Origin of the sequence: Pseudomonas sp. QLc11A (assembly GCF_052112305.1) — a bacterium.
GTDB lineage: Bacteria > Pseudomonadota > Gammaproteobacteria > Pseudomonadales > Pseudomonadaceae > Aquipseudomonas > Aquipseudomonas laurylsulfatiphila.
The window spans coordinates 119,194-138,579 of sequence record NZ_JAVAJJ010000015.1 but is presented as its reverse complement, the minus strand read 5'-3'; the positions used below and the strand labels follow the sequence as shown (position 1 = coordinate 138,579).

The window sequence follows — 19,386 nt, the reverse complement described above, 5'->3', positions numbered from 1 at the left end:
TTTGCCAATTAGTTGGTTGTGCATGCCAGATTGTCCGGTTTGGCAGCCCGGCCAACATAACTGGCACGCAGGGCAAAACCTGCCGGCCGGCGACCACCGACAATCCCCACCAAGCTGCCGAAGCACCCTGGCCTCGGCGTTTTTTGGTGTTGTGTTCGCCTGCTGGCGAGCGCGTGGATTTTCAAGGGCGTTTTCTTATGTTCACTTCGCTGCGTTTGCCCCTCATCGGCTTGCTGTCCTTCACCCTGGTTCAGGCGGTGTCTGCCGCCGAGTGCGCCACGGATACCCAGCGTGGTGCCGAAGTGTTTGCCACTGAGTGCAGCGTCTGCCACGCGGTGACCCAGGGTACGACCGGGATGATGGGGCCGAACCTGTTCGGCGTGTACGGGCGCAAGTCCGGCTCGCTGCCGGGCTTCAGCTACTCCCAGGCCATGCGCGACAAAGACGTCAGCTGGCAAGCCGAGAACATCACGCAATTGATCACCCAGCCCCAGGCCTACGTGCCCGGCACCTACATGCCGTACATGGGCCTGGCGTCCGCCGACGACCGCCAGGCGGTCGCGTGCTTCCTCAAAGAACAACACTGATCAGTCGAATTTCCGCCTGACAACCACCAACCCCTGTGGGAGCTGGCTTGCCAGCGAAGACGGCCTTGAGTCGGCTCCTGCATCTGAATGAAAGGTGAATTATGAGCAACGTTGAAATCCTGCCCCAGGTGGCTGCATTCCTCGAACGTCGTCACGGCTGCTTCATTGACGGCCAGTGGGTGTTTGCCGAGGGCGACAGCATCGCCGTGGTCAACCCGGCCACCGGGCAAACCCTGTGCGAAACCCTGGATGCGCCGCTGGAGATCGTCGAGCGCGCTGTACAGTCGTCGCACAAGGCGTTCAAATCCGGTGTGTGGTCGAGCCTGCGCCCGGCCGACCGTGAGCGCATCCTGCTGAACTTCACCCGCCTGGTCGAAGAACACGCCGAAGAACTGGCCCAGCTGGAAACCCTGAGCCAGGGCAAGTCGATCAACATGGCCCGTGCGCTGGACCTGAACGCCACCGTGGAGTTCATGCGCTACATGTCCGGCTGGGCGACCAAGATCGAAGGGCAGACCTTCGACGTGTCGATCCCGCTACCACCGGGCGCCAAATTCACCGCGTTCACCAAGCGCGAGCCGGTGGGCGTGGTGGTCGGCATCGTGCCGTGGAACTTCCCGCTGCTGATCGCCGCCTGGAAGCTGATGCCGGCCCTGGCCACCGGTTGCACGGTGATCATCAAGCCGGCGATGGAAACTCCGCTGACCGCCATGCGCCTGGCCGAGCTGGCGCTGGACGCCGGCATCCCGGCCGGCGTGTTCAACGTGGTCACCGGTGGCGGTGCCTCGGTCGGTGGCGTGCTGACCTCGCACCCACTGGTGAGCAAGGTGTCGTTCACCGGTTCCACCGCCGTGGGCAAGAGCGTCGGCGTGGCGTGCATGGAAAACATGACGCGTTTCTCGCTGGAACTGGGCGGCAAGAACCCGATGATCGTGCTCGCCGATGCCGACATCGAAAAAGCCGTGCAGGGCGCGATCCTCGGTGGCTTGCTGAACAACGGCCAGGTCTGCGCCGCGGCATCGCGCTTCTATGTGCACCGCTCGATCCACGACAGATTCGTCGAGGCCCTGGCCGCCGCCGTCTCGGCGATGCCGATTGGCGCGGGCATGAACGGCGACGCGGCGATCAACCCGCTGGTGTCGCGCAAGCAACAACAAAGCGTGCTCAAGCATATCGAACTGGCCCGCCGGGAAGGTGCGCGGGTGGTCACTGGCGGTGAGTTGCTGCAAGGCGACGGCTTTTTCGTGCAGCCGACCATCCTGGCGGACATCGACCACAGCATGGCCGTGGCCCGTGAAGAAGTGTTCGGCCCGGTGCTGGGCGTGATGCCGTTCGACGACGAAGACACCGTGATCGAACTGGCCAACGACAACCGCTACGGTCTGGCCGCGAGCCTGTGGACCAATGACCTGGGCAAAGCCATGAACCTGGTGCCGCGTATCGAAGCCGGCACGGTGTGGGTCAACGCCCACGTGTTGCTCGACCCGGCGATGCCGTTCGGTGGCGTCAAGCAATCGGGCATGGGCCGCGAGTTCGGTCGCGCGGTGATCGAGGCCTACACCGAGCTCAAGTCGGTGTGTATCGCGCATTGATCAACCTGTAGGAGCGAGCTTGCTCGCGAAAAACGTCAAGATAATGCGGTCTTGTAGGAGCCGGCTTGCCGGCGATGGGCTCAAGTGCGCCGCGTTTATCCGGTTCACACGCGTTATCGTTAACGACCATCGCTGGCAAGCCAGCTCCTATGGAGACCGCGTCTGTAGGAGCCAGCCTGCTGGCGATGGACTCCAGTGCGCCGCGATCATCCAGTTCACCCGCGTTATCGTTGACGACCATCGCTGGCAAGCCAGCTCCCACAAGGGACCGCGTCTGTAGGAGCCGGCCGGCGATGGGCTCAAGTGCGCCGCGTTTATCCGGTTCACACGCGTTATCGTTAACGACCATCGCTGCGATGCGGCGAACCGACGAGCCAGCTCCTACAGTTTGATTTGCGTGAATCTGTAAGAGGATGGTCGGCTGCACCATCGCTCCCACATCACGCTGCCGGTGGCGGTTTCGCCAGTTCAATACCGGCGGCACCCAGCCGCTTGAGAATTTCAAACAGCAGCTCGCTCTTGATCGCCCCGACCGTGCGCGGGCTGCCGACGTAGCCGGTGATGGTCAAGGTGATGCCTTCCGGTTTCAACTGGCTGAAGCGCAAGAACGGCGCCGGTTTATCCAGGATGGATTCGTGCTCGGTGTAGCTGTCCATCAGCAGGTTTTGCACCAGTTCCGGATCGATATCCAGCGGGAACATCAGCTCGAGTATCACCACGCCCTGGGCGCTGCCGCCGAGGGTGACGTTGCGCAGGTTCTGCGAAATCAGGTGCGAGTTGGGCACGATCATGATCGAACGGTCGGCCAGTTGTATTTCCGTGGCCCGTACGTTGATCCGTCGTATGTCGCCTTCGACGCCACTGATGCTGATCAGGTCGCCGACCTTCACCGGGCGCTCGGTCAACAAAATCAGGCCGGAGATGAAATTCTTCACGATCTCCTGCAGGCCGAAGCCGATGCCCACTGACAGGGCGCTGACGATCCAGGCCAGGTTGGTCCACTTGATCCCCAGCGACGACAGCGTGAGCAGCACGATCGACGCGTATCCGATGTTGGCGAACAGGGTGCTCAGCGAGGCGCACATGCCCGGGTCCATCTCGGTCTTCGGCAGGAACTCGCCGTCCAGCCAGCGGCGTAGCGTGCGAATCAGGTAGACACCGATCAGCAGTGTCAGGAAGGCACGCATCAAGTTGTCCGGGACGATGTTCAGCTTGCGCAGCCCTTCGCCACCGAGAATGGCCGCGGTGCTGGTGACCAGTTGCCCGAACGTCGTACCTACGCCGCCGACAAACAACGCAATGACGCCGACCAGCATCAGGATGGCGCGGCCCGCCCCGGAAAACACGGTGCATATCTGCTCCAGGCGTGGATTGCCGATGCCCAGCAGCTGTTTGATCGCCTTGCCGGTAGGTTGCCTGGGTGAAAAAAGCGATTCGCAGGTGTCCTGGTACACCTGCGTGAGCAGGTAGAACGCGGCGAAGACGATGAAAATCCACACCATTTCATAGGTGATGAACCGGGCCATCGTCACGTAGCCGATCACCAGGGCGAACAGGGACACCACCACGGCAACGCCAGCAAACACATAAATCAGGCCGGCGGACGTGGTGACGCCTTCGGGAGTCTCTCCGGCAACGATCAGCGCCCGTCGGGTCTTGCTGACGCGCAACAGCAGCGCGCCGATCACCAGTGCCACGACCAACGCCACGATTCCCCGGCCGAACAACACCACTTCGGCGCTCATGCCGGTGACGTTGCTCATCTGCACCAGTGTCACCAGCACCAGCAGCAGGCTGGCCAGCCGCCTGGGGTAGGGTTCCATCGCCAGCGCCACCGGATCGGCGATATCGGGCAGGCGCCATGAAGGATGTTTGGTCGACAGCAACGCGCGGCTCAACCCGGTGATCATCACGCAGGTATAGGCCAGCTTTTCCAGGTATTGCGCCAGGTCGGCCAGCAACGGGGTGTAGGGCAGTTGCCGGGTCGCGGCAAAGTGCAGCAATTGCAGGGCGATGCCGGCGCTCAGCACCGTCGCCAGTACCGAGGCCAATGCCAGGGAACTGCGCCGTAACCGGCCTTCGGGCATTCGATGAATGCACAGCCACGCCAGACCCCGACCGGCGAATTTTCGCCCCAGGGTCCAGATGACCAGGGCCAGAACCAGCAGGGAGGCCGTGATTGCGCGTTGACCGGGTTGCCAGGCCGCCTGGTGCGTGACCTTGAGTTGCTGGACGAGGGTGCTGAAACGTTGGCGGTCATTGAGCGGAAGATTGAACAATGGCGACCAGAACCGCGGGTTCAGGATGCTGTTGGTCTGCTGGGTCACCTCCGCCTCCAGCAGGCTGCGGCGAATACTGGCAATCTGGGTGATCAGCTCGGCGGCACTGACTTTCAGCGCGGCCAGGGTTTTGAGCTGGTTGTCGATCTTGTTTTTTTGCTCGCTGAGGATGTCTCGTTGGGTGGTAATGCCAGACGTCACCTGTGGGCTCTCGTCGAGCGGCACTGGCCCCAGCACGTTGAGTTGGGCCTGCAACTGCGCCTGACCAGGCAGCAGCGATGTGGAGAGGCTTTCAATATTCTGGATCAGTGCCAGCACCAGGTCCTGTGAGCTTTCCAGCTGGGTGTAGGTGCTGGCCTGGGAAACCTGCTGCTTGAGGCTGTTCAGCTGGTTTTGCAACCCCAGCAATTCGCTGTCGGAGATGCTGATGACCGGGGCTGTGGGGGCGGGAGCAAGGGTGTCGGCCATGGTCGCCGCCGACAGCCATCCCGGGGTCGCCACCAGCAGTGCGAAGGCGACGTAAATCATTGACTTCCATACATTGAACATCGGCGAGCTCGACGGGTTGTTAGTCACTTAGCCAATGAGGTTAGGCCATGACTCGCACCCTTGAGCGATGTTTTGTCGAAAGTGCCCGGCCGGTTTTCGCCCGGGCGCTACTCATGCTGTTGCCGCGCCGGGAAAAACAGTTCGAAGCAGGTGATGCCGTCGGCACTGCTGACATGGCAGGCGCCGTTGTGCAGTTGCATGATCGTCGCCACGATCGACAGGCCCAGGCCGTTGGATTGGGCCGAGCGTTCGCGGGATTCATCGACCCGGTAGAAGCGTTCGAACAGCCGTGACAGATGCTGCGCCGGGATGGTCTGGCCGTGGTTGCGCACTTGCACCTGGATGCCGTCGGCGGTCGGGTTGGCGTGAATGCACAGCTCGGTATGCGGCGCGCCGTACTTGATGGCGTTGGCGCACAGGTTGGCCAGTGCACGACGCAGCAACATGGGCTCGGCCCAGATCAAACCGCTGCCGTGGGCTTTGATGCAGATGCCAACGTCGGTCGCCGGGCCTTCGAAATAGTCGGCCATGCGTTGCATTTCGTCGGCGGCATCCAGTTCCTGACGCTGGCGCAAGGCGCTGCGCGGATCGGTGCGGGCCAGGAACAGCATGTTGTCGAGCATGCGCGCCAGGCGTTCAAGCTCTTCGACATTGGAGGCCAGCAACTGCTGATAGGCGTCGGTGCTGCGGTTCTGCTGCAAGGCCACCTGGGTTTCGCCGAGCAGGTTGTTGATCGGCGTGCGCAGTTCGTGGGCCATGTCGGTCGATACCTGACCCAATTGCACAAAGCCTTTGTCCAGGCGGTCGAGCATGGCGTTGAAGGCGTCGATCATCGGCAGCAGTTCCAGCGGTGCGCCCTGGCTGTCGAGGCGCTCGTTGAGGTTGCCGACGTCGATGCTCTGGGTATGGCGGGCCAGGCGCCGCACCGGTAACAGGCCGCGATGCACCAGCACGTACCCGGACAACGCCAGCAGAATCGCGGCCAGGGTGGCGAACAGGTAGACGTTGAGCCGGTAATCGGCGAGCACGGCGGTGCGTTCGGTCATCAGGCGCCCGGTCACCACTTGCAGGCTGCCCAGGTCCCCGGAGTCGATGGTCGCCGCCAGGGCGGAAAACGGCACGCCGTTGACGTTGGGCAAATGCTGCACGTCGTCCAGGGTCAGTCGATGATCCATCGCCACCGGAGTCAGCACCGGCATTTTCAGGTTGCCCGGGTTGACCACCAGCAACGGCGGTTGCCCCGGGGTGCCGATGGTCAGCAGGGCCTCGCGGTTGCCCATCATGTTCTGGAACAGCGCGGGTTTGGCCTTTATCAGGTCCAGGGTGTTGCTGTCGTTGAGGAAGGTACGCAACTGGTCGATGCGGGTGATCAGGGCAATGTCGTCGCGATGGATCAACTCGCGTTCCAGGTCGCGGTACAGCGCCACGCCCAGCAGCGCCAGCGAGACAAACGCCAGCAGGGCGAACACCAGCGCCAGGCGCAGGGTCAGGGAGTGGCTCAGACGAGAGGCGGATCGCAGCGGCGTCATGGCATTCATGGGGGCATTCAAGGTTGTGTGTCGAAGCGATAGCCGATGCCGCGCACGCTGTGGATCAGCTTGAGCTGGAACGGATCGTCGATTTTCAGGCGCAGGCGGCGCACCGCGACATCGACGACATTGGTGTCGCTGTCGAAATTCATGTCCCAGACCCGCGAGGCGATCATCGAGCGTGACAGCACCTCGCCCTGATGCGTGGCGAACAGGTGCAGCAGGGCAAATTCCTTGTTGGTCAGGGTGATGCGGTTGCCGGCGCGGCTGACGCGACGCTTGAGCACGTCGATCTGCAGGTCGTCGACATGCAGGTGTTCGTCTTCCCGGGTAGGGCCACGGCGGGTCAGGGTGCGCAGGCGCGCCACCAGTTCGGCGAAGGAAAAGGGTTTGATCAGGTAATCGTCGGCGCCCAGTTCGAGGCCTTTGATGCGGTCGGCGATGTCATCCCGGGCGGTGAGGAACAGCACCGGTGTGTCGGCTTCCTTGCGCAGGCGGCGCAGGACTTCCCAGCCATCCATCTTCGGCATCATCACGTCCAGCACGATCACATCGAAGTCATGTTCCAGGGCCAGGTGCAGGCCATCGACGCCGTCGCGCGCCAGGTTCACGGTGTATCCGAGTTCCTGCAGGCCGTTGAGCAGGTAATTGCCGGCCTTGGGTTCGTCTTCGACTACGAGGATGTTCATGGAAAATCCGCCTGGTTCGGTCGGGCTACGGGGGCGCATCAGTGGCGCAAGTGTAGCCCGATCGGCGGCGATGGCAGGCATCCGCTCAGTTCTCGCCAAGGCAGTTCACACCCTGAACCTGATAGTTCAGTTGATGCTCGCGGCCCTGGTGGTCGAGGTAGTTGAACTGCGCGGGCACGATGCCGCACTTGCCGTTGAGGTCGGTCATGGACAGCACTTTGGCCACTTCCACCGGGACATAGAAGCCGTCCTGGTCGTGGATGATTGGCGAGGTGGGCTGGGTGGCGGCAAACGCCGAACCAGTGGCGAGCAGGGCGGCAAAGCCCGCGATCAACAGTTTCATGACGAATCTCTCTCTACAAGGGCTGGGTGGCTGCCGGGTCTGGCCTGACAGTGAGTTCAGGCTAACGGTGTGATCCGGACAGCCGACCAACAACTCGATTACAAAGTTGTAATGAAACGCCGCCGGCAACACCGCAACCCCCTGTGGGAGCGAGCTTGCTCGCGATGGACGCAAAGGCACCGCGTTTATACAGATGACCCGTGTAATCGTTAACGACCATCGCGAGCAAGCTCGCTCCCACAGGGGGGCAGCAGCAACCCGCGGATCCATGGCCTAAGCTTGTTTGCAGGCCCATGCTCTTCGAACTCCTCGATGGGCAAACGGCACCTATAAAAACAACGCAATCAGGAGATGCCCATGTCCGCTTTGATCCGTCGTTTCAGTCGCTGCATGGCCGCCGGTTTGACCGCTGCCGTGCTTGCCGCACCGGCCTTCGCCCTCGATACCGTGAAATTCATGGCCCCGGGCTCGGTGGGCGGTGGTTATGACCAGACTGCCCGTGTGCTGGGCAAGGCCATGGTCGAAGCCAATACGGCCAAGGCCGTGACCTTCGAGAACAAGGGTGGGGCGGGCGGGACCCTGGGGTTGGCGCAATTTGCCAACAGCACCAAGGGCGATCCGAATGCGTTGCTGGTGGTCGGCGCGATCATGGTCGCGGGCATCGAACAGAACAAACCGCAGATCAGCCTGAAGGATGTGACGCCCATTGCCCGGTTATTCACCGAGTACAACGTGATCGCCGTGCGCAAGGAATCGGAATACAAGACCCTCGATGACCTGATCAAGGCCTTCAAGGACAAGCCGACGAGCATCACCTGGGGCGGCGGCTCCAAGGGCTCGGTGGATCACATCGGCATTGCCGAGCTGGCGGGCAAGCTGGACGTGCCGGTCAACAAGGTGAACTACGTGGCGTTTGGTGGCGGTGGCGAGGTGGTTGCCCAGGCGCTGGGCGGCCAGCTCAAGGTAATCACCGGCGGTTTCGCCGAACTGGGCCAGTACATCAAGAGCGGTCAGTTCCGTGTCCTGGCCATCGGCGCGCCGGAGCGTGTTCCCGGCATTGACGCACCGACCCTCAAGGAGAGCGGCTATGACGTGACGATCGGCAACTGGCGCGGCGTTTACGGTGCGGCGGGCCTTACCCCGCAGCAGCGCAAAGAGGTGATCGACGCTGTGGTGGCCGCTACCAACAGCAAGGTCTGGCAGGACAATATCCAGGCCAACGCCTGGACGCCCAGCGTGTTGACCGGCGATGAGTTCGGCAAATTCGTCGAGGAAGAACACGTGCGGTTGCGCGCCATGCTGGTCAAGGTCGGGCTGCTTTGAGATGGCCACACTGCGCGCAGTGGTGCCGACGCAATTGGCGGTCGGCATCGGCCTGATCGCCATCAGCGTCATGTTGGCGTTGGGTGCCTACCGGTTTCCTCCCGAAATGGGTTTCGTCATCCTCCCGGCCTACGTTTACCCCTATATCGTGGCGGCGTTTCTCGGCGCTGTGGGTCTGTTGCTGAGCTATCAGGCGCTCAGCGGCGGTTTTCGCGAGCTGGATAACGACGACACGGGCACGGTGCCCGGAGGAAAAACCGGCGCCGCCTGGGTGACCGCCGGGCTTGTCGGGGTGGCGCTGCTGATCAACCTCATCGGTTTTGTGCTGGCCGCCGGGTTGTTGTTCGCCTGTTCGGCGCGGGGTTTTGGCAGCCGTCATCCGCTGCGGGACCTGGCCATCGGTATTGCCCTGACCCTGCCGATCTACTGGCTGTTCAACGCCGGGCTGGGGGTTTCCCTGCCGTCGCTGATCAACATCTGGCTTTGAAAGGAGATAGACACCGTGGACATTCTTTCAAGCCTGGCGATGGGGTTTTCCTCGGCACTGACCCCGATCAACCTGATGTGGGGGTTCATCGGCTGCCTGCTCGGCACCGCCATCGGTGTGTTGCCGGGGATCGGTCCGGCGCTGACGGTGGCCCTGCTGCTGCCGATCACCGCCAAGGTCGACCCCACCGGCGCGCTGATCATGTTCGCCGGTATCTACTACGGTGCGCAGTTCGGCGGTTCCACCACCTCGATCCTGCTCAACACCCCGGGTGAATCGTCCTCCATGGTCACGGCCCTGGAGGGCAACCAGATGGCACGCAACGGCCGCGCCGGCCCTGCGCTGGCAACGGCGGCGATAGGCTCCTTCGTCGCGGGCACCATCGCCACGGTTTTGCTGACGCTGTTTGCGCCGGTTGTGGCCAGGCTGGCGCTGAATTTCGGCCCGACCGAATATTTCGCGATCCTGGTGCTGTCGTTCACCACCGTGTCGGCGGTGCTCGGCGCCTCGATGCTGCGAGGGTTTGCTTCGCTGGGCGTCGGGCTGACCATCGGTTTGATCGGCCTGGACTCGACCTCGGGCATTGCCCGCTACACCCTGGGCGTTCCCGAACTGGTGGACGGTATCGAGGTGGTGCTGGTGGCGGTCGGTTTGTTCGCCGTGGGCGAGGCCTTGTACAGCTTGCTCTATCAAAAAGAATCGAACGAAGGGCGGCATCGCCTGACCTCGTTATGGATGAGCCGCGCCGACTGGAAACGTTCGGTGCCTGCCTGGTTTCGCGGCACGCTGATCGGCTTTCCGTTTGGTTCGATTCCGGCCGGCGGCGCGGAGATTCCGACCTTTCTGTCCTATTCCACCGAGCGCAAGCTCAGCAAGTACCCCAAGGAGTTTTCCGCCAACAAGGGCGAGGGCGCCATCGAAGGCGTCGCCGGCCCCGAAGCGGCCAACAATGCCAGCGCGACCGGGTCCCTGGTGCCGTTGCTGACCCTGGGCATCCCGACGTCCGCCACCGCGGCGATCCTCCTGGCCGCGTTCCAGAACTACAACCTGCAACCGGGGCCGATGCTGTTCGAAACCTCCGCCGACCTGGTCTGGACGCTGGTGGCCTCGCTGTACATCGGCAACGTCATCCTGCTGGTGTTGAACCTGCCGTTGGTGGGGCTGTGGGTCAAACTGCTGCAGATCCCCCGGCCGTACCTGAATGCCGGCATCCTGGTATTCGCCACCATCGGCGTGTATGGCATGCGTCACTCATCTTTCGACCTGCTGTTGATGTTGGCGATTGGCTGGGGCGGGGTGTTGATGCGGCGGTTCGACTTCCCCGTCGCCCCGGTGATCGTCGGCATGCTGCTGGGGCCGATGGCCGAGAAACAACTGCGCAATGCCTTGTCCATCGGCGAGGGCGACTGGACGGTGTTCGTCACGCAACCGATCTCGGCGTTCTTTCTCGCCCTGACGCTGCTGGTGCTGTTGGTGCCTTATGTGTTGCATAAACGCGGGATCAAGTTGCATGAGGATGATTGAGCAATCCCTGTGGGGGCGGTGTGTCAGTGAAATAATGGTCACCTGACCCGACGCCTTCGCGGGCAAGCCCGCTCCCACAGGGTTAGTGGGTGTACGCAGTATTCGTGAACAACAGAAATTACTGTGGGAGCGGGCTTGCCCGCGAAGGCGGTGTGTCAGTCAACATTGATGTTGAATGTGAAGGTGGTCATGCAGTGGTTTGTGCGGTGAACCACTGCATGACCGGCGCGCACGCCGGATGGGTGGCCGCCGAGGGTTGCAGGCACAACGAGTAAATCCCTCGGGTCTTCAACGGTTCACCAAACGGAATCACCAGTTCACCGCGCTGGATCGACTCGCCTGCCAGCGTCATGTCAGTCATCGCCACCCCCAGCCCTCGCGCGGCGGCATCGAGTGCCAGTTCGTCGAGGTTGAAGGGGATATGCCGATACTCCTGCAACGCCTTGCCGCCATTGGCCGACAGCCATACCTGCCAGTCATTTTGATCGCAGGAGCGGTGCAGCAACGCGAACCCCGACAGATCTTCCAGCGAAGCCAATGGCCGGGTCGGGTTGCCCAGCCCAGGCGCGCACACCGGCACCAGTGCTTCCTCGAACAGCGTCAGGCAATCGGGCGCCGTGGACGGCTCTGGCAGATAGAGAATGTAGGCGTCGCTGTCACTGGCAGGTTCCACGACTTCGGTGGCCACGGTTTCAATGGCCAGGGAGACGTCCGGGTGATGCCGGTAGAAATCGCTCAGTTTGGGCAGCAGCCAGCGCACCGCCAGTGACACGTGCATGCGAATGCGGAACGGGCGTTGCTTTGGCGCGAGCCGGTCTTCGAGCGACCTCAATTGTTCAAGGATGGTGCGAGCGCTGGCCAGCACCTGGTCGCCTTCCGGGGTCAGTTGCAGGCTGCGGCTGCTGCGCACGAACAGCGCGACACCGAAGTGGCTCTCCAGTTGCTGGATCTGTCGGCTCACGGCGCTTTGGGTCAGGCAGAGCTTTTGCGCCGCCTGGGTGAAGCTGCCCGACCCGGCGACCTCGACCAGGGCCTGCAAGCCCTGCAGCGAGGGCACGTGGCGTACTTTATCCATGCGTTTTCAGAATGCCTCGATGATTTAATAACGTTGGTTGTCCGCGTTATCAGCCTTTAGATTCTAGTCATTGACGCCGTTCACGAAAACCAATTATGCGAATCTTGCATAAAGCGCTGATCGAGACGGTTCGCAGAACAAGAACCTGAGGTGACGCATGGAAAATATCTGTGGCTGGATTGCGCAAGCGGGGAGTTCTCCGTTGCGCGACCCGCTCAAAGGCACGCAGCACGCCGACTGGCTGGTGATCGGCGCCGGCATTACCGGCCTCAGTGCGGCGCACGCCCTGGCGCACATGCACCCCCAGGCACGCATTGTGGTCGTTGACCGCCAGCGGGCTGCGCAGGGGGCATCGGCGCGTAATTCCGGGTTTGTGGTGGCCCACGAACATCCCGTCGCCAGCGAACTGTTGGGCAGCGCCGGGTTCGCCGGTTATCAAGTGGATACGGCGATCGGCCGCGCCGCCGCCGATGAAGTGCGCAAGCAGATCGCCCGGCTGGGTATCGAATGCGACCTCAGGGAATCGGGCTATTTCTTTGCCGTCAGCGATCCACGCAAGCTGAGCCACGTCGAGGCCAAGTTGCAGACCTTGCGGGCCGTTGGCGCCAGCGCGCAGTTCCTGCAAGGCGAGCAACTGATCGAGAAACTCGGCACCCGCCACTACCGTGCCGGAATCTGGTGCGGCAATGGCAATGCGCTGCTGCAACCGGCCAAGTACGTGAAGGGCCTGCTCGATGCCTTGCCGCCGACAGTGACGGTCTATGAGAACAGCGATATCGCAGGTCTTGAGCGCCTCGGCGACGGCCGGATCCGTGCCCGGGGCCAAGACGGCTGCATTGAGGTCAAACAGGTGTTGGTCTGCCTGAACGCCTTCATTCCTCGTTCAGGGATCGACGACAGCGGCACCTTCGCGATGGAACTCAGCGCCAGCCTCACGCGGCCGCTCAGCGACCAAGAGTTTCAAGCCCTGGGGGCGCCAGCGTCCTGGGGCGTGCTGTCGACCCGGCCGTTGGGCGCCACGGTGCGCCTGACGCCGGATCGCCGGGTAATGATCCGCAACACCGCGGAATACCGTTCCCGGGATTTGTCATTGAGCGAGCTGTCGACCCGTCGCCAACACCACGTGCTGGGGTTGCAACGACGTTTCCCGATGCTCGGCGAGCAGGACATCGAATACACCTGGACCGGTCATCTCAGCGCTTCGCGCTCCGGGCAACCGTACTTTGCCAAGGTCGAGGAGGGCGTGTTCGCCGTGGCCGGGTGCAACGGTTCCGGCGTGGCGCGGGGCACGTTGTGGGGACGCTTGCTCGCGGAGTGGGCCTCGGGCGGTGATTCACCGCTGCTGCAATCGGTCATCTCGCGGGCACAACCCGGCTGGCTGCCGCCCAAGCCGTTGCTCGACATCGGTGCCATGCTGCGTATGCGTGTGGAAACGGTCCGGGCCAGAAGCGAAGTCTGAACAACACGAACTTCACAACAAGAACAACAGCACTTCCCATCGAAGGTGATTCAACATGCGCGTCAATACGCTTTCCCTTGTGGCCCTGATCTCGACCTTTTCCGCCGTCGCCTGCGCCGACGAAACCGTCAATATTTCCAACTGGAACGGTTACATCGCCGACGACACCTTGCCCGACTTCACCAAGGCAACCGGGATCAAGGCGACTTACGACATCCACGACAGCAACGAAGTGCTGGAATCGAAACTGATGACCGGCAATACCGGGTATGACGTGGTCAGTCCGTCAAACCACTTCCTGTCGCGCCTGATCAAGGCCGGCGCCATCCAGAAACTCGACAGGAGCCAGTTGCCCAACTGGAAAAACCTCGATCCGGCGCTGATGAAGAAGCTTGAGGTCAACGACCCGGGCAACCAGTATGGCTTCCCTTACATGTGGGGCACGGCGGGCATCGGCTATAACGTCGAGAAGATCAAGGCGATCTTCGGCAATACCGACGTCACCCATTCCTGGACGCTGTTCTTCGACGAGAACAACATCAAGAAACTCAGCGAGTGCGGCGTGGCGATCATCGACAACCCGACGCAGATCCTGCCAATCACCCTCAACTACCTGGGGCTGCCGCCACATAGCCATGAACCGGCCGACTACAAGAAAGCCGAGCAGGCACTGCTGAAGATTCGGCCTTACGTCCAGTATTTCCACGCGTCCAAGTACATCAGCGACCTGGCCAACGGTAACGTCTGCGCGGTGATCGGTTTCAACGGCGACATCGTGCAGGCCGCCGCCAGTGCCAGGGAAGCCAAAAACGGGATCGACATTGCCTACTCGATCCCGGACGAAGGTTCCACCCTGTGGCTGGACATGGTGGTCATGCCCAAGAGTGCGCCACACGAGAAGAACGGGTACGCCTACATGAACTACCTGCTGGAGCCGAAGGTGATTGCCAACATCAGCAACAGCATCCACTACGCCAACCCCAACAGCGCGGCGGATGCCTTCGTCGACCCGGCGGTGAAGCAGGACCTGGCGATCTACCCGCCGAAAACCGTGATGGACAAGCTGTTCACCGTCGAGGACTTGCCCGCGGCCATCGCGCGCCTCAGCACGCGCTTGTGGACCAAGCTGAAAACCAATACCTGATCGCTACGTCATGCGCACATCTGTCGCTTGAGCAAAATCACTGTGGGAGCGAGCTTGCTCGCGATAGCGTCAGGCCAGACGACATTGATGTTGAATGGACCACCGCGATCGCGAGCAAGCTCGCTCCCACAGGTTTCGGTTCGCTCCGACAGAATGTTTCAGACAGGATTTACGCTAGATGGGTTCAGGCGTCGATGGCCGGGAAGTCGATGTCGGTCAGGGCTGCGTTGTTCAGATAGTTGGTTAGCGTCTGCGATGCCACATGGGCGATCACTTCGATGATCCTGCCGTCGTCGATACCCGCGTTACGGGCAGCGGCGATCTGCTCGACGCTCAGGTGGCCACGGCTTTCGGTGACCTGGCGGGCGAGGGTGGCAATGGCGTTGAGCTCGCCGTGTCGTGCGCTGAGGATCTCCTGCTTCGACAGTCCGGCCTTACCGGCAAACAGCGTGTGAGCGGCCAGGCAGTATTCGCAGCCGTTGACTTGCGAAGTGGCGAGGAACACCGCTTCCTTATCCGTGGCGCTCAGGGACGTCTTGCCCAGTGCGGCCGAGTTTTGCAGGTATGAGGCCAGCACCGCCGGTGCGTGTGCCAGGACTTTGAAGACGTTGGGCAGAAAACCGATTTTCTTCTGCACGCCTTCCAGCAGGGGGCGGGTGGTGTCGGTGGCGTTTTCCAGGCTGATCGGGGCAATGCGGGTCATGGTGATACTCCGTGGTGTGAGGCGCGGAATGCGCTGGGTACGGAGCTCATGTTAGGGAGAAGGTCTGGTGTATTGGATGCAAATCGTCGAGGATATGCGACAAATCGTCCAGAACTGCCTTCGGGAGCCTTGTCATGGATCGCTTGTCCACACTGCTCACCCATTTCGGCGTCAATGCCGGCACTTTCCATAGCGGTATGTTCTGCGGCACCGTCGCCTACGACGGCCAACAGGCCAGCGGTCATTTGCACCTGCTTCAGGCCGGCGAGTTGCTGCTCAAAATGGGCGACCAGCCGGACCTGCAACTGACCGAGCCGAGCCTGATCTTTTTCCCCCGGCCCTATCGACATCGTCTGTTTGCGTCTGAAGCATCCGGTACGCAACTGGTGTGCGCGACCCTGGATTTCGACGGCGGTGCGGGCAATGCCCTGGCGGCGGCGCTACCGGATTACCTGGTGCTCAAGCTCGATGAAATCCCGACCCTGGCCGGGACCCTGGAATGGCTGTTCAACGAGGCATTCGACGGTACGTGCGGGCGTGAAGCGGTGATGGATCGCCTGTTCGAGCTGCTGGTGATTCTGTTGCTGCGGCACATCCTGAGCACCACGGGCCAGCGACCGGGCATGATGGCGGGCCTTGCCGATGCGCGCCTGGCGCGGCCCCTGAGCCTGATGCATCAAAGCCCGGCCAAGCCCTGGAGCGTGGCCGAACTCTCGGTCGCCGCCAACATGTCGCGGGCCAGTTTCGCCGAACACTTTCGCCGGGTGGTCGGGCAGACGCCGGTGGATTACCTGGTGAGCTGGCGCATCAGCCTGGCGCAGAAGCGCCTGCGCGAGGGTCGGCCGATAGCGCTGATCGCCGAGGAAGTGGGTTATGAGAGCCCCTCGGCGCTGGCCCGGGCGTTCCGGCGCAAGACCGGGCTGAGCCCGCGGGAGTGGAAAGGTAGTTGATACACCCGAAAACCCTGTGGGAGCGAGCTTGCTCGCGATAGCGGTGTGTCAGACACCTGATATGGCGACCGACACTCCGTCATCGCGAGCAAGCTCCCACAGATACAGTGGTGGCCTCAGCTGTGCATCAGAACTTGAACGCCTGCCGTCCAACCAACAGCCATTTACCGTCCTGCTTTTGCCAGATCTGGAAGTTCTCTATTTCAGTGGGCACCACTTCGGTGCCTTTGAGCGCTTGTGCCGAGAAATGATGACGGACCAGCGCGACATCGCCGGAAACGGTGATGGTCTGGTTTTGCATCTCAAGGGTCTTGAACGCGCTTTTGCCGGTTTCGATGTCGGCGATGAAGGCCTGCTTGTCCTGGATCTTGCCGCTGGAATGCCCGTAGGTCAGGTTCTCGGCGGTCAAGGCTTTCAGCTCCGGGATGTCCTTGTGCAGCATGGCCTGGGTCAGGTGGTCGACGGCCTGGGCCACGTCCTTGTCCGAGGCAGCCGGGGTGGCAGCGACGTAACCGGTGAACAGGCACAGAAAACCAATCAGCACTTTTGCTTTTTTCATGAGTGTTTCCTTGTTGTTGTAGGGATCACGCGATGACTGGAGGGGTATTCATCAGTCATCGTACAACTTATCATGCGCTGGAGGGAAAAAGCGAACTTGCCCGGCGACCTTGCCTCGAAGTTAAAAGGGCGATGTCCTGACTTCGAGGTATTCCAGCCATGCAGCCGAACCAACGTATACGGCACGACCTGACGTTGCTCATGGTGTTTGTGGTGATCGTCGTGGTGTCGGGTTTTTCTCCCCGCAGCCGGGTGGACTGGGCGCTGGAAAACCTGCTGGTGCTGTTGCTGGTGGGCACCCTGGTCGCGGTTTCCCGGCGATTCCGCTTGTCGACAATGTCCGTCACCCTGGTGTTTGCCTTTCTGTGCGTGCATGAACTGGGCGCCCATTACACCTATTCCCTGGTGCCTTACGATCGTTGGTCTTCGGCGTGGTTGGGCTTCAGTTTCGACCAGGCGGCAGGTGCTCACCGCAATCACTACGACCGGCTGGTGCATCTGAGCTACGGGCTGCTGCTGGCTTATCCGGTGCGTGAAGTCCTGTGGCGGCTGACGCCGCTGCGCGGGTTCTGGCTGTTCTTCGTGACCCTGAACATCATGCTGTCGACATCCGCCGTGTACGAACTGGTGGAGTGGATCGGCGGTGCCTTCCTGGGCAAGGACACGGCGAAGGCTTTCGTCGGCGCGCAAAACGATCCGTGGGATTCGCAAAAGGACATGGCCATCGCGGTCGCCGGTGCGTTTGCCAACCTGTTGCTGGTGTCCCTGCGCGGCATGCTGCAAAAGCAACCGGTGACGACCGCATGTCGCAAAAAACACAATCTTTGGCAATAGGCTTCAATTACTGCGCGGCCCCGTCGATAACCTCTTCAAGAGTGCCATTCGCGCGGGGGAATCCCGCGGCCTAACGTGCCAGAGAGGAACCACAGAGTGTCCATAAAACTGCGTTTAATGTTGCTGATCGGCACCGGACTACTGACTGCATTGATCATGAGCCTGGTCAGTTACCTGGGGAACGCCCGGATGGCCGAGGCCGTGGAGGACGACAACGTCAGCATGGCCGCGCTGCGCAATCACCTCGAAGCCGACATGATGCACGACGCGTTGCGCGCCGACGTGCTGTCGGCCATGTTGGTGGGCTTGAACAAGAGCACCAGCAGCAAAGCCGAGGTGCGCAGTTCCATCGAAGAGCACACCCAACGCTTTCGCGAAGTGCTCGGGGAAAACCTCAAGCTGCCGGTCAACGACACCATCAAGGCCGGCCTGAACAAGATCAAGCCCAGCCTCGACACCTACATCGGCACTGCCGAGCGTATCGTCGGGCTGGCCCTGGAAAACCCGGAAGCCGCGCAACAGGAACTGGGCACGTTCAACAACGCCTTCAGCCAACTGGAAGACCAGATGGAGGCCCTCAGCGAGTTGATCGAAAGCGACACGCAACAGACCAGCCAGGGCACAGCGCTTGCCATCAGCAACGCCAACCTGACCCTCGGCGGCGTGCTGATCGCCAGCCTGTTGTTGCTACTGGCCCTGGGGCGTTCGGCGATCCTGAGCATCATGGGCCCGTTGCAAACCGCCAGCCGCATTGCCGAGAGCATCGCCCATGGCAACCTCAGCGAGCCGATTGTCGAGCCCACCCACAAGGACGAAGCCAGCGCCTTGATTCGTAGCCTGGCAACCATGCAGCGGGATTTGCGCGGCATGATCGAGGTCGTGCGCAGCAACGCCCACGGCGTCAGCGGCATGAGCGAACTGCTGAGCAACGGCTGCCATGAGGTGGCGGGCAGCAGCCAGCAGCAAAGCGCGGCGGCCAGTACCATGGCCGCGGCCGCCAGCGAAATGACCGCGAGCATCGAGGAAATCACCCGGCATGCCGAACGGGCGCTGAACATGGCCAATCAGGCAGAAGCCCTGGCCAAGGACGGCGGCCGGGTGATCCATCAGGTGGTCAGCGACATGGATGGCATTGCGCGTTCGGCGCAGCAGTCGGCGCAGGTGATCCGCACGCTGGACAAGGAGTCCGAGGGGATTTTCAACATCATCCAGGTGATCAAGGGCATTGCCGACCAGACCAACCTGCTGGCACTCAACGCCGCCATCGAAGCCGCCCGCGCCGGCGAGCAGGGACGCGGTTTTGCCGTGGTGGCCGATGAGGTCCGCAGCCTGGCGGGGCGCACCAGCGCTTCCACCCAGGAAATCGCCAGCATGGTCGCACGGATCCAGCAAAGCACCCGCGAGGCGGTGATCAGCATGGAGGAGGGCGTGGCCCAGGTCGACAAAGGCATGGCGGTGACGGCCGATGTCGAGCGCGCCATCCGCGAGATCCTCGATGCCACGCTGCACACCACGCAACTGGTCAATGACATCAGCCGTACCATCGGCGAGCAAAGCCTGGCCAGCAACGAGATCGCCCATCAGGTGGAGATGATTGCCGGCATGTCCGAAGGCAACAGCAAGGTGATCGGGCAGACGGCTTCGACCACCGATGAACTGTCCAGTCTGGCGGGGCAGTTGTCGCAGTCGGTGGATCGGTTCAGGCTTTGAGGTAGAGGTTGCCTGACAGGACGCCATCGTCGGAACGCCGCCCGGAGCAAG

18 protein-coding genes and 1 pseudogene are annotated in these 19,386 nt (G+C 62.0%); 11 read left to right on the top strand and 8 right to left on the bottom strand.

Annotated elements, in window-relative coordinates:
- Positions 1–197: 197 nt before the first annotated feature.
- Together Q8X48_RS21210 and Q8X48_RS21205 are read left to right on the top strand one after the other, a co-directional pair.
- On the top strand, positions 198–587 hold the full coding sequence (locus Q8X48_RS21210) for a c-type cytochrome (RefSeq protein WP_116583134.1): 390 nt from the start codon (positions 198–200) through the stop codon (positions 585–587).
- A gap of 101 nt (positions 588–688) precedes the next feature.
- A complete protein-coding gene (locus Q8X48_RS21205) occupies positions 689–2,179 on the top strand; it encodes an aldehyde dehydrogenase family protein (protein ID WP_407802488.1) in 1,491 nt (496 codons plus the stop codon).
- On the opposite strand, the gene Q8X48_RS21200 is transcribed toward Q8X48_RS21205, so the two are convergent.
- The 5 genes from Q8X48_RS21200 to Q8X48_RS21180 form a co-directional block, all read right to left on the bottom strand.
- Positions 2,154–2,420, bottom strand: a complete 267-nt coding sequence (locus tag Q8X48_RS21200) for a hypothetical protein (protein ID WP_407802779.1) — start codon at positions 2,418–2,420, stop codon at positions 2,154–2,156. The two genes, Q8X48_RS21205 and Q8X48_RS21200, sit on opposite strands and share 26 nt — an antisense overlap.
- Before the next feature lie 199 nt (positions 2,421–2,619).
- Positions 2,620–5,007, bottom strand: coding sequence for a DUF3772 domain-containing protein (locus Q8X48_RS21195; RefSeq protein WP_407802487.1), 2,388 nt, complete (start codon positions 5,005–5,007; stop codon positions 2,620–2,622).
- 107 nt (positions 5,008–5,114) lie between these two features.
- Entirely contained in the window at positions 5,115–6,545 is a 1,431-nt protein-coding gene (locus tag Q8X48_RS21190) for a heavy metal sensor histidine kinase (RefSeq protein ID WP_126045369.1), read from the bottom strand.
- 8 nt (positions 6,546–6,553) lie between these two features.
- Positions 6,554–7,225, bottom strand: a complete 672-nt coding sequence (locus tag Q8X48_RS21185) for a heavy metal response regulator transcription factor (protein ID WP_007979096.1) — start codon at positions 7,223–7,225, stop codon at positions 6,554–6,556.
- An 85-nt stretch (positions 7,226–7,310) separates the two neighbouring features.
- Positions 7,311–7,568 carry a DUF2790 domain-containing protein gene (locus Q8X48_RS21180; RefSeq protein WP_015094603.1) on the bottom strand — a complete coding sequence of 86 codons (258 nt, stop codon included), beginning with the start codon at positions 7,566–7,568 and terminating at the stop codon, positions 7,311–7,313.
- Between the two features lie 357 nt (positions 7,569–7,925).
- On the opposite strand from Q8X48_RS21180, the gene Q8X48_RS21175 reads away from it, so the two are divergent.
- Genes Q8X48_RS21175 through Q8X48_RS21165 form a run of 3 tightly spaced genes read left to right on the top strand, consistent with a single transcriptional unit; the run spans position 7,926 to position 10,902 of the window.
- On the top strand, positions 7,926–8,891 hold the full coding sequence (locus Q8X48_RS21175) for a tripartite tricarboxylate transporter substrate binding protein (protein WP_218479951.1): 966 nt from the start codon (positions 7,926–7,928) through the stop codon (positions 8,889–8,891).
- A 1-nt stretch (position 8,892) separates the two neighbouring features.
- A complete protein-coding gene (locus tag Q8X48_RS21170) occupies positions 8,893–9,378 on the top strand; it encodes a tripartite tricarboxylate transporter TctB family protein (protein WP_015094605.1) in 486 nt (161 codons plus the stop codon).
- A gap of 15 nt (positions 9,379–9,393) precedes the next feature.
- The gene (locus Q8X48_RS21165; RefSeq protein ID WP_407801877.1) at positions 9,394–10,902 is read left to right on the top strand and encodes a tripartite tricarboxylate transporter permease; all 1,509 of its coding nucleotides are present in this window, start codon (positions 9,394–9,396) and stop codon (positions 10,900–10,902) included.
- Between the two features lie 187 nt (positions 10,903–11,089).
- Here the strand turns inward: Q8X48_RS21165 and Q8X48_RS21160 are convergent, their stop codons facing one another.
- Complete coding sequence (locus Q8X48_RS21160) at positions 11,090–11,977, bottom strand: LysR substrate-binding domain-containing protein (protein ID WP_407801876.1); 888 nt, start codon at positions 11,975–11,977, stop codon at positions 11,090–11,092.
- Between the two features lie 157 nt (positions 11,978–12,134).
- Here Q8X48_RS21160 and Q8X48_RS21155 point away from each other — a divergent pair, with 157 nt between their 5' ends.
- Both Q8X48_RS21155 and Q8X48_RS21150 read left to right on the top strand, forming a co-directional pair.
- Positions 12,135–13,436 carry an NAD(P)/FAD-dependent oxidoreductase gene (locus tag Q8X48_RS21155; RefSeq protein ID WP_407801875.1) on the top strand — a complete coding sequence of 434 codons (1,302 nt, stop codon included), beginning with the start codon at positions 12,135–12,137 and terminating at the stop codon, positions 13,434–13,436.
- 55 nt (positions 13,437–13,491) lie between these two features.
- Complete coding sequence (locus Q8X48_RS21150) at positions 13,492–14,580, top strand: polyamine ABC transporter substrate-binding protein (RefSeq protein ID WP_407801874.1); 1,089 nt, start codon at positions 13,492–13,494, stop codon at positions 14,578–14,580.
- Positions 14,581–14,764: 184 nt separating this feature from the next.
- On the opposite strand, the gene Q8X48_RS21145 is transcribed toward Q8X48_RS21150, so the two are convergent.
- Entirely contained in the window at positions 14,765–15,283 is a 519-nt protein-coding gene (locus Q8X48_RS21145) for a carboxymuconolactone decarboxylase family protein (protein ID WP_407801873.1), read from the bottom strand.
- 134 nt (positions 15,284–15,417) lie between these two features.
- Here Q8X48_RS21145 and Q8X48_RS21140 point away from each other — a divergent pair, with 134 nt between their 5' ends.
- The gene (locus Q8X48_RS21140) at positions 15,418–16,233 is read left to right on the top strand and encodes an AraC family transcriptional regulator (RefSeq protein ID WP_407801872.1); all 816 of its coding nucleotides are present in this window, start codon (positions 15,418–15,420) and stop codon (positions 16,231–16,233) included.
- 127 nt (positions 16,234–16,360) lie between these two features.
- On the opposite strand, the gene Q8X48_RS21135 is transcribed toward Q8X48_RS21140, so the two are convergent.
- Positions 16,361–16,792 carry a nuclear transport factor 2 family protein gene (locus Q8X48_RS21135; protein ID WP_102699839.1) on the bottom strand — a complete coding sequence of 144 codons (432 nt, stop codon included), beginning with the start codon at positions 16,790–16,792 and terminating at the stop codon, positions 16,361–16,363.
- A gap of 158 nt (positions 16,793–16,950) precedes the next feature.
- On the opposite strand from Q8X48_RS21135, the gene Q8X48_RS21130 reads away from it, so the two are divergent.
- From Q8X48_RS21130 to Q8X48_RS21120, 3 genes and pseudogenes are all read left to right on the top strand, one after another.
- Entirely contained in the window at positions 16,951–17,625 is a 675-nt protein-coding gene (locus Q8X48_RS21130) for a DUF2238 domain-containing protein (RefSeq protein WP_407801871.1), read from the top strand.
- Between the two features lie 75 nt (positions 17,626–17,700).
- Positions 17,701–18,477 (top strand): annotated as a pseudogene (locus tag Q8X48_RS21125) (MCP four helix bundle domain-containing protein); the annotation flags it as partial.
- The gene (locus Q8X48_RS21120) at positions 18,472–19,335 is read left to right on the top strand and encodes a methyl-accepting chemotaxis protein (RefSeq protein ID WP_371918122.1); all 864 of its coding nucleotides are present in this window, start codon (positions 18,472–18,474) and stop codon (positions 19,333–19,335) included. The pseudogene Q8X48_RS21125 and the gene Q8X48_RS21120, both read left to right, overlap by 6 nt.
- Positions 19,336–19,386 lie beyond the last annotated feature (51 nt).